This window comes from Flavobacterium aquiphilum (assembly GCF_027111335.1).
GTDB lineage: Bacteria > Bacteroidota > Bacteroidia > Flavobacteriales > Flavobacteriaceae > Flavobacterium > Flavobacterium aquiphilum.
In genome coordinates this window covers 978,348-991,651 of sequence record NZ_CP114288.1, presented here as the reverse complement: position 1 = coordinate 991,651, position 13,304 = coordinate 978,348, and the positions used below count along the sequence as shown (strand labels likewise).

Below are 13,304 nucleotides of genomic sequence, written 5' to 3'. Positions count from 1 at the left end.
TATTTTTTTGTTTTTTTTTATGTGCAAATGAAGGAATCATTTAAATTTCGAAATGTGACTATTATCACTAAATCCCATTCATTATTTCTTTAATCTATTTAATTTCCGAAATCGCTTATTTTTTTTTAACGATTCGGTAATTTCGTTCATCCTTGGAATCATCGGGTTAAAACCCGACGCTATTCACCCTTATTGTTTTTTAGCGCTTCAGTGATTTCATTCATTCTATTCACTTTTTCTTCGAAATTTCCTTTGAGTGTTTTTCGGTATTCGTTTAGGTTTTCTACCATTTTATTCACATCCTCAGGGATTACTTCTTCGAAAAATTCACGTAATCTTTTGGCGGTCGTCGGTGATTTTCCATTGGTCGAAATAGCGATTTTTACGTTTCCTTTGGTTACAATTCCGCCCAAATAATAATCACATAAATCGGGTGTATCGGCAATATTGCAAATCAAATAACGCTTTCGGGCTAGTTCAAAAACTCTCTTGTTAACTTCCAAACTATCAGTACAAGCAATAACCATGTTCCTTTTCTTGAGCATTTTTTTCTTGAACTTCTTTTTGGTTAATGTAACCGAAGGATGTTTTTCAACTAAAGCTTCCAACTCGGGCAAGAACTTTGTCGCCACAACCTCAACATTGGCGTTTGGGCTGGATTTCAACATAAAAGACAATTTTTCCAAACCTACATTTCCGCCACCAACAATTAATACATTGATGTTGTGCAGTTTTAAAAAAATTGGGTATAATTCGTTCTTTTCCATTGTTACCTATATACTTTGTCGATTATGTCGGGTCTCGACCCGACCCTACGAAACGATTTCCTTTGACAGAAATTCTCCGTAAAAACCTTTCTTTTCATCGGGTTAAAACCCGACGCTATAAAACAAATCGTTCCTACGGAACTCCTTTACTAGACAATTTCTTTTGATAGAAACTCTTCGTAAAAACCTTTTAATTTATTGCTTTCTTTCACCACTTCGCCAATTACGATAATTGCCGGTGAACTTAATTTCTTTTCGGCAACCACTTCCTGAATCGTATCGATTGTTCCCACGCCAATTTTTTCATTTGGCGTTGTTCCGTTTTGAATAATCGCAACGGGAGTTTCTCCTTTGGATTCTTTTTGAAACAAATCGACAATTTGCGACAGCTTACTCATTCCCATCAAAATCACTACTGTCGCAGATGATTTTGCTGCAAGGGCAATATCATTAGACAAATTGCGACTGGATGTTGTCCCTGTAATTACCCAAAAACTTTCGGAAGTTCCTCTTTTGGTCAACGAAATCCCCTGATAAGCGGGAACCGCAATCGACGATGAAATTCCGGGAACTACAAATGTAGGGATTCCAAAACTTTCTACGTAATCTATTTCTTCGCTTCCTCTTCCAAAAATAAAAGGGTCGCCTCCTTTTAACCGAACCACATGACCATAAGTAAGCGCATTATCAACAATCAACTGATTGATTTGCTCTTGCGAATATTCATGCGAACCAATTCTTTTCCCCACAAATATTTTTATGACATCTTGGGGAGCATATTTCAGTATTTCCTCATTGGCCAAGGCATCATACAAAACCACGTTGGCTTCAGCGAGCGCGTTTACGCCTTTGAGCGTAAGCAAGTCCGGGTCGCCGGGTCCTGCGCCCACTAAAGTTACTTTGGGTTGTATCGTTTTATGCATTCGCTAAATCTTTGGCTCTGTATTCTTCAATTTTTGAGAAGAAAGACAGTGCCTCTTCAATATATTTTTTGGCGAAAGCCGCAGATGGCTCGTTCGCTCTGATTTGGTACACCAATTCGTTGAAAGAGGAACCTAAATCCAATTTTCCACTTTGGATAAAAACAGTATCAAATGATTCGATGATTCCTGCGTGTGTGTTTGTTTTTTCATTTGCAGACAACAACAATGCTTTGGCTCCATTTACAAATCCGGCATATGCCAAATAAATAGCATCAGCCCATTTTTCTTCTTGCAAAGCGTCGTATGCAAAAGTTATTTTTTCTTTTGCTTCAAACAATAATGTAGCAACCAAATCAATTACAACACCGGCACATTCTCCAACTCCAACCGCTTTCACATAGTTATCAGCATTACCCCAATCTACGAAATCAGCTTCGGTCAAATTGGTTACATCTGCCAACGGTTTCAAGAACTCATAGAAGTATTTTTCTCCTTTTGCATCATAATAGTTAAGGAAAGATTGTCCGTTTGCATTCGCTTCAAAATCATTTAAGATTAAACGCAAAGCTTCTGGTCCTCTACGGCTAGGAATTTTGATTACTTTATCAGAAAAACGTCCAACTCCATTTCCTAAATTTCCTCCACCTAATAATACCTGAAGAGCCGGAGCCACCAATTTTCCTGCATTGATAGACATTCCTTGAAAACCGATTTCGGCCATGTTGTGTTGTCCACAAGCATTCATACAACCACTAATTTTGATAGCGATGTCTTTGTTGTTGCTGTATTGTGGATATTCTGTTGCGAAAACTCTTTCCAATTCCTCAGCAATACCTGTACTGCTTGCAATTCCTAAGTTACAAGTATCAGTTCCGGGACAAGCCGTAACATCAGTAATAGTATTGTAACCCAAAGTCACAAAATCTAATTTAGCCAATTCCTGATAGAAAAATGGAAGGTTTTCTTCTTTAATATTACGGATAAGAATATTTTGTCTCAATGAAAAACGCAACTCATTGGCACCATAATTTTTAATCAAATCAGCCAATTGTCTTGCTTTGTCGATATAAAAATCTCCCAAAGAAATTTTAATACCAATGGCAACATATCCTGCTTGTTTTTGAGCAATTACGTTTGATTTTTTCCAAGCTTCATAAGCAGCAACATCATCAATTGTAACTGTTGGCACTTCTAACAAAGGCTCTGTAATAGCTCCTTCAAATTCAGTTGTGTCAATTTCGTAAGTATGGAAAGCCAATGCTTTTTTCTCTTCTTCAACCAATTTCATGAATTCATCACGTCCTAAATCTTTGATCAAAAATTTCAAACGTGCTTTCAAACGTTTAGCTCTTTCCCCATGACGGTCAAAAACTCTGATTACACCCTCAGCAGTTGGGATAATTTGGTTAACCGGAATAAATTCCGAAAGCAATTCAGCGTGGCTTGGCTGTGAACCTAAACCGCCACCTAGCATTACTTTGAAACCTTTTTCTCCGTTTACAATTTTTGGAATAAATCCTAAATCGTGCAAATAACTCAAAGCGGTATCTTCGTCAGAAGACGAGAATGAAATTTTAAATTTACGTCCCATTTCCTGACAGATAGGGTTACGCAACAAATATTGGAACAACGCATGCGCATAAGGCGTCACGTCGAATGGCTCATTTACATCAATTCCTGCAGTTTCACTCGCAGTAATATTTCTTACTGTGTTTCCGCAAGCTTCTCTCAAAGTGATATTGTCTTTTGCCAAATCAGCCCAAAGTTCAGGTGTTCTGTCCAAACTCACGTAGTGAATTTGAATATCCTGACGCGTTGTGATGTGCAAACGTCCTGTAGAATATTTTTCTGATACTTCGGTGATTCTTCTCAATTGCTCACTAGATACTTTTCCGTAAGGCAATTTAATACGAATCATTTGTACACCTTCCTGACGTTGACCGTAAATACCACGAGCCAAACGAAGACTACGGAAACGCTCGTCATCAATTTGTCCGTTACGGAAGGAATAAATCTTTTTCTCTAAATCTATAATCTCTTTTTGGACAATTGGGTCCTCTATTTCGGTTCTAAAACTTTGCATAATTCTGTATATTTTCCTCCCCCCAGCCCCCTCCGAAGGAGGGGGAGCCGAAACCGGGAGTGTTACGTTTTCTTTTTTGTCTAATCTTTTTTACGTCCTACCTACCTCCCTTTCGGGGAGGGTTGGGGTGGGGATTTTAGTGTATAAACCCAACTCCTGCTGTAGTGTTGGTTGCAGCATCAATTAAGATGAAAGCTCCGTTTGATTTGTTTTCTGTGTAAGCATCAAAATAAATGGCTTTGCTCAACTTAATTTTCACTTCACCAATTTCGTTTATAGCTAATTGAGAAGCTGGAGTTGTCCCTGAATAATCGGTAGCAATTACGTTTTTCACGCTGTCAATTTTTGCCAAAACTCTGTTAGTGTTGTGTTGTACAAAATATTTTGCACCCGCTACTAATTTTTTACTGTCCATCCAACAAACTGTAGTCTCGATATCTTTTTCAACTTTAGGAAGCTCGTCGGATTTTACAATCATATCCCCTCTTGTTACATTGATATCATTTTCCAATTCGATTGTGATTGAAGAACCTGCCTTCGCCTCATCAAATTGCTGGTCAAAAAAGTGAATGTTTGTCACTTTTGATTCTGTTAATGAAGGTAGTACTGTAACAGCATCCCCAACTTTAATAGAATTTCCGTATAATTTACCAGCGTATCCTCTAAAATCGTGGTATTCTTCCGTTTTTGGACGAATTACAGTTTGCACAGGAAAACGGGTTTTTCCATTATCATATATATCTTTTGATTCCAGTGCTTCCAAATGCTGAAGGATAGTTTGTCCGGTATACCAAGGCATTTTTCCTAAAGTCTCCACCACATTATCTCCTGTTAAAGCACTCAAAGGAATGTAACTTACGTTTTGTTCTTTGTAGGCGCTTTTTGCATTTAATGCCTGAAAATCGGTTTTGATTTTATTGAAAACTTCTTCTGAATAATCAACTAAATCCATTTTATTTACTGCAACAATCACATCTTTTACTCTCAATAAATTATTGATAAAAAAGTGACGGTACGTTTGCTCAATAACTCCTTTACGGGCATCAATCAAAATGATAGACACTTGTGAAGTCGAAGCTCCTGTAACCATGTTTCGTGTATATTCTACGTGACCTGGAGTATCGGCAATGATGTAGCTTTTTTTCGCAGTCGAAAAATAAATATGTGCTACGTCTATTGTAATTCCTTGTTCTCTTTCGGCAACCAAACCATCAGTTGCTAACGAAAAATCAAGGTAATCGTATCCTTTTTGTTTACTGCTTTTTTCTATTGCTTCAATTTTATCTGTAGTCAATGATTGAGTATCATACAATAATCTCCCGATTAAAGTACTTTTTCCGTCATCTACACTTCCTGCTGTTGCTATTTTTAAAACTTCCATCTTAATATATTGTTTCAGGTTTAAAGTTTGAGGTTTCATATTCTCTCTAAACTTATAAATCTGTATGTTTTTTTGATTCTTCTAACTTCTAACTCTTAACTTCTAACTTATTAAAAGTATCCTTGTTGTTTTCTTTTTTCCATAGCAGCCTCAGAACGTTTGTCATCAATTCTGGCTCCTCTTTCAGAAATGGTCGAAGAACGAATCTCCCCAACTACTTCTTGAATGGTCGCTGCATAGGATTCAACAGCGGCAGTACAACTCATATCCCCAACGGTTCTGAAGCGAACAATTCGTTCTTCGACTTGTTCGTCTTCTTCTTGGTACACAAAAGGAGAGTGTGACCAAATCAAACCGTCTCTCAAAAAAACTTTACGTTTGTGTGAAAAATAGATCGATGGTATTTCGATTTGCTCTTGTTCGATATAACTCCAAACATCCAATTCTGTCCAATTTGAAATTGGGAAAACACGAACGTTTTGACCATTTTCAATTTTTCCGTTTAATAAATCAAACAATTCAGGACGTTGGTTTTTTTCATCCCATTGACCAAAATCATCACGAACAGAGAAAATACGCTCTTTCGCTCTTGCTTTTTCCTCATCTCTACGGGCACCACCGATACAAGCATCAAATTTGAATTCTTCGATAGCATCTAATAAAGTAGTCGTTTGCAAAGTATTTCTACTGGAATATTTCCCTGTTTCTTCAACTACTTTTCCTTCGTCGATAGCATCCTGCACATTTCTCACGATCAAGTCTAATCCTAATTCGGCCACTAATTTATCTCTGAATTCGATAGTTTCAGGGAAATTATGTCCTGTATCCACGTGTAATAACGGGAAAGGAATTTTGGCAGGAAAAAAAGCTTTTTGTGCCAAACGTACCAAAGTAATCGAATCTTTTCCACCTGAGAAAAGCAAAACCGGTTTGTCAAATTGAGAAATTACTTCTCTGAATATGTAAATTGCTTCGCTTTCTAAAGCATTTGTTTTTAATACTGAACTCATTTTTAAAGTTTAAAAGTTTAAAAGTTTAAAAGTTTAGGTTCTGACCTTGACTAAAATCTCTTAAGCATTATTATTTTTCTATCTCTCTATAATCTATTCTCAAAAATCTGACTTCTGACCTCTTATTTTTGATGCAATCCACATTCTTTATGACTGGATTCCCACCACCATCTTCCTGCTCTGATGTCCTCCCCTTCAACGATTGCTCTTGTACAAGGCGCACAACCAATGCTCACAAATCCTTTTTTGTGTAAAGCATTTTGTGGTACGTTATTCGCATCAATATATTTTTGAACATCTTCCAATGTCCATTTTAACAATGGGTTGAATTTTATGATATTAAAATGGGCATCGTACTCAAACGCTTTCAAATCATTTCTGTTTTCGGATTGTTCCGCACGCAAGCCAGTGATCCAAATTTCATTTCCTTTCAGAGCTCTTGTTAACAGTGCTACTTTTCGAATAAAACAACATTCTTTTCTGTTCTCCACCGATTCGTAAAAGCTGTTTGGTCCTTTTTTGTTCAATAAATTCTCTACGTCCTTTGCATCCGGAAAATACGTTTGAATAGCAACTTTGTACTTTTTAACTGTTTTATGAAAAACATCATAGGTTTCCTGAAACAATCTACCGGTATCCAACGTAAAAATGTTGATCGGTAATTCATTTTTGGCAATCAAAGCAGTTATTACCTGATCTTCCTGCCCAAATGAAGTCGAAAAAACTACCTTGTCTTTATATTCATTAGCCAAAAAAGCCAAAGTCTCCTCAATCGAGAAACCTTTCGTTTTTTCTAATAAAGCATTTGCTATTTCTGTACTCATTTTTTATCCTTTCTTTTTCCTCACCCCGCCCTCTCCAAAAAAGAGGGAGGAAAGTGGATTTATTTTAATGTTTCTAAATCTATTACCCTATCGGGTTACTAGATTACTTTGCAAAAGTAACACTTTTTTTTAAATTGCAAATAATTTTAAATAAAATTTAATAGATTAAAAAGCGATGTCTGCCAACGAGTTACTCTCAAGAACCTTAAGTGTATTGTCCCTAACCTCAGTCATTAAGCGGCGTGCGGCACAGGTGGTTTCATCATCGCAATCATCACATTTTTCATAAAAATTGTGACTCGCACACGGCAACAAAGCAATTGGCCCTTCGAGAATTCGATATACTTTGGCCATATTGATGTCTTTTGGATCCTTTATTAGGTAGTATCCGCCGCCTTTTCCTTTTTTGGCACCAAGGAAACCGGAATTTCTCAACAACAACAAAATACTTTCCAAAAATTTTATAGAAATATGTTCATTCTTGGCAATTTCGGCAATTTGCACAGGAGTATTATTTTCCTGGCGTGCCAAAAAAGTCAGTGCTTTTATTCCGTATTTTGTTTTCTTTGAAAGCATGTTGATCTAAGATTGCTGATTTTAGAATTTAGATTTCAGATTTTTTTTTGAATCGAAACAAATCGTTTCCGAAATATTTTACGAAACTACAAACTTTATCGTTTTGTCAATCAATTGTATGAAATTATTTTAAAATTTTGTTGCAGATGGTAATTGCACAATCTTTTTCAGTATAAAAATTGTGCTGCTTATTTTTTATGATTTCAAAATCTAACGAATGTCATTCTAACCAACCATTACTAGGCTTATTGCTATCATTTTCCCCATAATACAGTTTTATGATTCCGTTCGGAATAGTATTCTCGAATCGCAATCGAGTTGATGAAACAATAAATAATTGACAAACATTTAAACCTTTTAAGGAGGCTTTCCAAGCAATGGTTCCGCCGATACTGAAAGCGAGAATAGTAATTTGACTTTTTTCTGTATTCAAAAGATTTTTGACAGCCCTTTCGATTCCACCATCAACAAACTGACTGTGGAGATTTTCTTCTGTATAATCACTTTTGTCAATTTCTCCCAATTCACAGCAATCATAATAGTGGATTTCAAACTTGTCTTTCAATAATTCAACATAATTGGAAACCCAATCTGATTTTTCCTTTCCCCATAAATCCGATAAAATGATTAGTCTTGGTTTCATATAAAAAACAAACCCACGGCTAAAACCGTGGGTTATTATTATAATTTCATTTACCTATGAAAATTCTCCTATTTGATCCATTTCATTAAATACTCTTATACTTTTTTCTAGTTCTTTTTTATCAACTACATATGTATCTGAGATAGAATCATGCCAACCTCTTCCTGAATTACCTAAAAAAGATAAAGCGTCGAATGGAATTAAGCGACATAGTGTTCTTTGAAACAGAATGCCAAATGTTGGCTTTTCTCCGTTTTCATCGACTACTACAGTCCCTGTTATGAATTTGGCAAGCGATCTGCCAAATATTCCTTCTGTAAGTATATAATAGATTAACATTACAATAACAGCTATTACATTTGCTTGCATATCAGGAATATTTTGCAACCAAAAAACTAAATCTGTCAAACCTAACAACGCAGCAACGAGCGTCGTAATAAAGGCCACACAAAAAATAAATATCACATAAAAAAATAAATCCAAAATATAATTCAAGAACCTTCTCCCGCCGGATACTAATAATTTTTCATCAAGAATATATGTAGTGTTTTCCATGTTTAAAATCAAAAATTATCAATTATTACGTATTTCTATTACGCACAAATGTAATCTTTTTAAATCAAAAAAAGCAAGTACCAAATAAAAATGGATTCATTTAAGATAAAGCCTGATCTAAATCGGCGATTACATCTTCGACGGTTTCCAACCCTACAGAAACACGCACCAATCCGTCTGTAATACTTACTGCCAAACGTTCTTCAACTGTCAGTTTACTGTGTGTTGTAGAAGCCGGATGCGTTACAATTGTTCTTGTATCCCCTAAATTCGGAGACAACGAACATAATTTTATTTTGTCCAAAAAGGCTCTTCCCGCTTCGATTCCGCCTTTTACTTCAAAAGCAACGATATTACCACCCAATTTCATTTGCTTTTTGGCAATATCATATTGTGGATGCGATTTTAGGAATGGATATTTCACACTGTTTACGTTTGGATGTTTTTCCAAAAACTCGGCCACTTTCAATGCATTTTCGCAATGTCTTTCCACACGAATTGCCAAAGTTTCCAAACTTTTTGATAAAACCCAAGCATTAAACGGTGATAAGGCAGGACCTGTAAGCCTTGAAAACAAGTAAATATCTTTAATCAAATTGGCGTTACCAACGGTGATTCCTCCCAAAACTCTTCCTTGTCCATCAATCAATTTGGTGGCAGAGTGTATCACCAAATGTGCTCCCCATTTTATTGGCTGCTGAATGTATGGTGTCGCAAAACAGTTGTCGATAATCAAAATCAAATTGTGCTTTTTGGCGATATTTCCCAAAAGTTCCAAATCGATAATATCTACAGCCGGATTCGTTGGTGATTCAGCAAAAAGAATCTTCGTATTTGGCTTTATCAAAGCTTCAATAGTTTCCGGTTTGGTAAGATCAAAATAAGAAGTTTCAATACCCCACTTTGGATAATAATTCATAAACAAAGAATGGGTAGTCCCAAAAATACTGCTTGACGAAACGATATGATCTCCCGCTTGCAACAAAGCTGCAAAAGTAGAGTACACCGCTGCCATCCCCGATGCAAATGCAAAACCGGCCTCAGCACCTTCCATTTTGCAAATCTTATCTACAAATTCGTTAGTATTTGGATTGCTGTATCGGCTATAAATATTACGATCCTTCTCGTCTGCAAAAGAAGCACGCATGTCTTCGGCATCTTCGAAAACGAAACTCGATGTTAAGTACAAGGGCACTGAATGCTCCAAATATTGCGTTCTCTCAATTTGGTTACGAATGGCTTCGGTTTCAAAACCGTATTCTTGTTCGCTCATGTCTTTTGTTTAAAATTGTTTAAAGTTGTTTAATTAGTTTTCTCTAATTCAACCCCGTTTAAAATTACTTTATAATGTATTGTTGCTGTTGGTTCCACTGTTTTGGCAACTGAGCAATATTTTTCGAATGATAATTGAGCAGCTTTCAAAGCTTTATCTTCTTTAATCGTTCCTTCAAGGTAAAAAACCACATAAATATCTTTAAATGGTTTTGCCTCCCCCACTTGAACTCGCTCTCCTTCTACATCAGCTTTGAAAGAAGTGATTTCCTGACGTTGTTTTTTCAAAATCGAAATCATATCGATTCCGCTGCAGCCTGCCACTCCCATCAATACCAATTCCATTGGGCTTGGTCCCATGTCATTTCCTCCAAAATCAGGACGCGCATCCACATTCACAATATGACCGCGTTCGTTTTTTAATTCAAAATGGAAATTTTCGTTTACTCTGTTAAGTGTTATTTTCATTGTTATTGTTGTTATTTCCTCACCCCCAGCCCCTTTCCAAAAGAGAGGGGAGCCAAAGCAGGAGTTTTGTTATTTTTATTTATCCTCAGTCTCTAAATTATTATTACCCTTTAAATAATCTTCAATTATTGTTCTTGATGCTTCCATATCAGATTCATCAACTTGAAGTTTTACAGGATTTAATCCTCCCGCAGTAACAACCCAAGGCTCAATATTTGACATGAATTCATTTTGAGTAAAAACTGAAATTTCATTTCCCTCCAATAAATTTCTAACATTCATTGCCTCAAAATACGACCCGCTAAAAACTTCTACCATAGCTTTTTTTTTAAAATCTGAAATCTAATTTCTAAAATATGCAATCTAAAATCTCTACCCTTTATCCGACAATCTCAAAATGTCTCCAAAAACCCCTCTTGCCGTTACCGCAGATCCTGCTCCTGCTCCCTGAATCACGATTGGTCGGTCTCCGTAGGATTCAGTGTAAATTTCAAAGAATGAATCAGAACCTTTCAATCCGCCCAAAGCAGTATCTTTTGGTACAGAAACTAGTTTCACTTCAAGATTTCCTTTATCGTTTTGCAAATCACCTGACAATTCACCGATGTATCTTAACACGTGATTTGGTTGTTGATCGGCTTTAATTTTGTCATAAATCGGATCAAACTCTTTCAATTTGTTCAAGAAATCAGCGACATCTCCTTCACGTAAATGCTCTGGAATCAAGTTTTGGATTGAAATCTCCTCAAACTCATTCTGCAAGTCTAATTCTCTAGCCAAAATCAATAATTTTCTACCTACGTCATTTCCGCAAAGGTCTTCCCTTGGGTCTGGCTCGGTGTAACCGTTATCGATGGCTTCTTTCAAAATATCACTGAAAGGAACATCCTTGGCAGAGAAATTATTAAACAAATAACTCAAAGTTCCCGAGAAAACTCCTTTTATCTTCGTAATGTTTTCGCCCGAAAGGTGTAATAATTTTATTGTATCAATCAACGGCAAACCGGCACCAACGTTCGTCTCATACAAATACGTTTTTTGGTTATTCGCCAAAACCTGTCTCAATTGTTTGTAAAATGAATAACTCAAGGTGTTCGCCACTTTATTTGAAGAAATCAAGTCAAAACTATTCTCGGCCAATTTGATATAATTTTCAACAAAAGCAGTACTTGCCGAGTTGTCTATTGCAATCAAGTTCTCCAAGTGATGCTCATTTGCGTAAGCGATAACATCTTCAATCGAATAGGAAACACCATTGTTTTGGATTTCATTTCTCCAATTTGGCGAAACTCCATCTTTATTCAAAAGAACATTTTTAGAATTGGCTATAGCAAAAACATTCAATTTGATTCCTTTGCGTTTTTCGATAGCGCCGGCCGATTCCAAAATTTGGTTAATCAACGTTCCGCCAACCAATCCATGACCAAAAATCGCAATATTGATTTTCTTGGAAACCCCAAAAATCTCCCCGTGGATTACGTTCAAAGCTTTGTTCAATTCCGACTTTTTCACCACCAAACTCACGTTTTTTCCCGTAACCGTGTTGTTGAAAAGGATTGGAACAATTTTATTTTTGATCAAAGCCGTGTATGGTTTGTGAAACGTACTCAAATCCTGCCCGATAATCGAAATCACCGAAACATTATCGGTAACCGTTATTTTATTAACGTCTTTGGAATAAAAATCATTTTCAAACTCGCGTTCCAATTCAATCATTGCACGGGTCGCTTTATCGGCATCAACCACAAGCCCGATTCCTCTTTCAGATGAACCTTGCGAAATGATACTAACGCTTATTTCGTTGTCACCCATCACTCTGAAAATACGGGCATCAACACCAGTTTTTCCTAGTAATCCTCTTCCTTCCAAATTCACCAAAGCTACATTTTCAAGAACCGAAAGTGTTTTAATTCCTTCTTTATCAGTATTTGAAGTAATTAATGTCCCTTGATTTTCATGATTGAAAGTATTCAAAATTCGAAGCGGAATATTTTTTTCCAACAAAGGAATAATCGTTTTTGCATGCAAAATGGTAGCTCCAAAATTGGCCAATTCATTCGCTTCATTAAACGTCAAATGGTCTATTTTTTTGGCATCCAAAACCAAATCAGGATTGGCCGTATAAATTCCGTCAACATGAGTATAATTTTGAAGTTCCGTCGCATCAAGATAATTTGCCAACAACGAAGCGGTGTAATTGCTTCCGTTTCTTCCCAAAGTTGTTGCTTCATTTTTACTGTTGGAACCAATAAAACCGGTAACGACATTTACCGTTTCTCCATTATGTTCCTTAAAATAAGCCACTACATTTTTCTTAGAAAGTTGCTCAACAGGCTGTGCATCACCATAATTCGAGTCAGTTTTTATCAATTCTCTCGTATCGGCAAAATTGGCTTTTATACCATTTTTCTGCAAAATAGCCGTAAGCAATTTGGCCGAAATCAACTCCCCTTTGGATAATACTTCGTCCTTAATTTTTACACTGTAATCTCCAATCAGACTAACTCCTTCAAAAAGTTTTTCCAACTTACTGAATTCTTCAGACAAATCCACATCGTGATAAACGTCTTGTTGATAGTTTTTAAAATCGTCAAAAAGTGTTTTATAATCACCATTTTTGGCCGCCAATGTTAATATATCTTCCAATTCGTCCGTAGCATTTCCTCGCGCAGAAACGACAACTGCAATTTGTTCTCCTTTATTTACTTTTCCGGCGATTATCGCAACCACCTTATTGATTCCGTCTCCGTTTGACAAAGACTTCCCTCCAAATTTTAATATTTTCATATTTTATATATTTTC

At 36.3% G+C, this 13,304-nt stretch carries 13 protein-coding genes; all 13 read right to left on the bottom strand.

Annotated elements, in window-relative coordinates; translation table 11 throughout:
- Positions 1 to 179 precede the first annotated feature (179 nt).
- Positions 180 to 767 (bottom strand): precorrin-2 dehydrogenase/sirohydrochlorin ferrochelatase family protein, encoded by a 588-nt coding sequence (locus tag OZP12_RS04125; protein ID WP_281227786.1) that lies wholly within the window; start codon positions 765 to 767, stop codon positions 180 to 182.
- Between the two features lie 149 nt (positions 768 to 916).
- Positions 917 to 1,690 carry a uroporphyrinogen-III C-methyltransferase gene (gene cobA, locus OZP12_RS04120; protein ID WP_281227785.1) on the bottom strand — a complete coding sequence of 258 codons (774 nt, stop codon included), beginning with the start codon at positions 1,688 to 1,690 and terminating at the stop codon, positions 917 to 919.
- Complete coding sequence (locus OZP12_RS04115; protein ID WP_281227784.1) at positions 1,683 to 3,773, bottom strand: nitrite reductase; 2,091 nt, start codon at positions 3,771 to 3,773, stop codon at positions 1,683 to 1,685. Before OZP12_RS04115 ends, cobA begins: the two co-directional genes overlap by 8 nt.
- A 136-nt stretch (positions 3,774 to 3,909) precedes the next feature.
- Positions 3,910 to 5,154, bottom strand: a complete 1,245-nt coding sequence (locus tag OZP12_RS04110) for a sulfate adenylyltransferase subunit 1 (protein ID WP_281227783.1) — start codon at positions 5,152 to 5,154, stop codon at positions 3,910 to 3,912.
- Positions 5,155 to 5,264: 110 nt separating this feature from the next.
- The gene (cysD, locus tag OZP12_RS04105; protein ID WP_281227782.1) at positions 5,265 to 6,164 is read right to left on the bottom strand and encodes a sulfate adenylyltransferase subunit CysD; all 900 of its coding nucleotides are present in this window, start codon (positions 6,162 to 6,164) and stop codon (positions 5,265 to 5,267) included.
- 122 nt (positions 6,165 to 6,286) lie between these two features.
- Positions 6,287 to 6,988: a phosphoadenylyl-sulfate reductase gene (locus OZP12_RS04100; protein ID WP_281227781.1), complete on the bottom strand. Its 702-nt coding sequence runs from the start codon at positions 6,986 to 6,988 to the stop codon at positions 6,287 to 6,289.
- 165 nt (positions 6,989 to 7,153) lie between these two features.
- Positions 7,154 to 7,564 (bottom strand): RrF2 family transcriptional regulator, encoded by a 411-nt coding sequence (locus tag OZP12_RS04095; RefSeq protein ID WP_281227780.1) that lies wholly within the window; start codon positions 7,562 to 7,564, stop codon positions 7,154 to 7,156.
- 220 nt (positions 7,565 to 7,784) lie between these two features.
- On the bottom strand, positions 7,785 to 8,207 hold the full coding sequence (locus tag OZP12_RS04090) for an alpha/beta hydrolase (RefSeq protein WP_281227779.1): 423 nt from the start codon (positions 8,205 to 8,207) through the stop codon (positions 7,785 to 7,787).
- Between the two features lie 54 nt (positions 8,208 to 8,261).
- The gene (locus OZP12_RS04085) at positions 8,262 to 8,762 is read right to left on the bottom strand and encodes an RDD family protein (protein ID WP_281227778.1); all 501 of its coding nucleotides are present in this window, start codon (positions 8,760 to 8,762) and stop codon (positions 8,262 to 8,264) included.
- A 100-nt stretch (positions 8,763 to 8,862) separates the two neighbouring features.
- The gene (locus tag OZP12_RS04080; RefSeq protein WP_281227777.1) at positions 8,863 to 10,035 is read right to left on the bottom strand and encodes a trans-sulfuration enzyme family protein; all 1,173 of its coding nucleotides are present in this window, start codon (positions 10,033 to 10,035) and stop codon (positions 8,863 to 8,865) included.
- Positions 10,036 to 10,064: 29 nt separating this feature from the next.
- Complete coding sequence (locus OZP12_RS04075) at positions 10,065 to 10,502, bottom strand: OsmC family protein (protein ID WP_281227776.1); 438 nt, start codon at positions 10,500 to 10,502, stop codon at positions 10,065 to 10,067.
- Positions 10,503 to 10,577: 75 nt separating this feature from the next.
- Positions 10,578 to 10,820, bottom strand: coding sequence for a putative signal transducing protein (locus tag OZP12_RS04070; RefSeq protein ID WP_194641163.1), 243 nt, complete (start codon positions 10,818 to 10,820; stop codon positions 10,578 to 10,580).
- Positions 10,821 to 10,874: 54 nt separating this feature from the next.
- On the bottom strand, positions 10,875 to 13,289 hold the full coding sequence (gene thrA, locus OZP12_RS04065) for a bifunctional aspartate kinase/homoserine dehydrogenase I (RefSeq protein ID WP_281227774.1): 2,415 nt from the start codon (positions 13,287 to 13,289) through the stop codon (positions 10,875 to 10,877).
- Positions 13,290 to 13,304 lie beyond the last annotated feature (15 nt).

Coding starts and splice junctions, on each gene's coding strand:
- OZP12_RS04095 (WP_281227780.1), bottom strand. CDS start 7,564: ATGCTTTCAAAGAAAACAAAATACGGAATAAAAGCACTGACTTTTTTG.
- OZP12_RS04115 (WP_281227784.1), bottom strand. CDS start 3,773: ATGCAAAGTTTTAGAACCGAAATAGAGGACCCAATTGTCCAAAAAGAG.
- OZP12_RS04110 (WP_281227783.1), bottom strand. CDS start 5,154: ATGGAAGTTTTAAAAATAGCAACAGCAGGAAGTGTAGATGACGGAAAA.
- OZP12_RS04125 (WP_281227786.1), bottom strand. CDS start 767: ATGGAAAAGAACGAATTATACCCAATTTTTTTAAAACTGCACAACATC.
- OZP12_RS04090 (WP_281227779.1), bottom strand. CDS start 8,207: ATGAAACCAAGACTAATCATTTTATCGGATTTATGGGGAAAGGAAAAA.
- OZP12_RS04085 (WP_281227778.1), bottom strand. CDS start 8,762: ATGGAAAACACTACATATATTCTTGATGAAAAATTATTAGTATCCGGC.
- OZP12_RS04100 (WP_281227781.1), bottom strand. CDS start 6,988: ATGAGTACAGAAATAGCAAATGCTTTATTAGAAAAAACGAAAGGTTTC.
- cobA (WP_281227785.1), bottom strand. CDS start 1,690: ATGCATAAAACGATACAACCCAAAGTAACTTTAGTGGGCGCAGGACCC.
- OZP12_RS04075 (WP_281227776.1), bottom strand. CDS start 10,502: ATGAAAATAACACTTAACAGAGTAAACGAAAATTTCCATTTTGAATTA.
- OZP12_RS04080 (WP_281227777.1), bottom strand. CDS start 10,035: ATGAGCGAACAAGAATACGGTTTTGAAACCGAAGCCATTCGTAACCAA.
- cysD (WP_281227782.1), bottom strand. CDS start 6,164: ATGAGTTCAGTATTAAAAACAAATGCTTTAGAAAGCGAAGCAATTTAC.
- OZP12_RS04070 (WP_194641163.1), bottom strand. CDS start 10,820: ATGGTAGAAGTTTTTAGCGGGTCGTATTTTGAGGCAATGAATGTTAGA.
- thrA (WP_281227774.1), bottom strand. CDS start 13,289: ATGAAAATATTAAAATTTGGAGGGAAGTCTTTGTCAAACGGAGACGGA.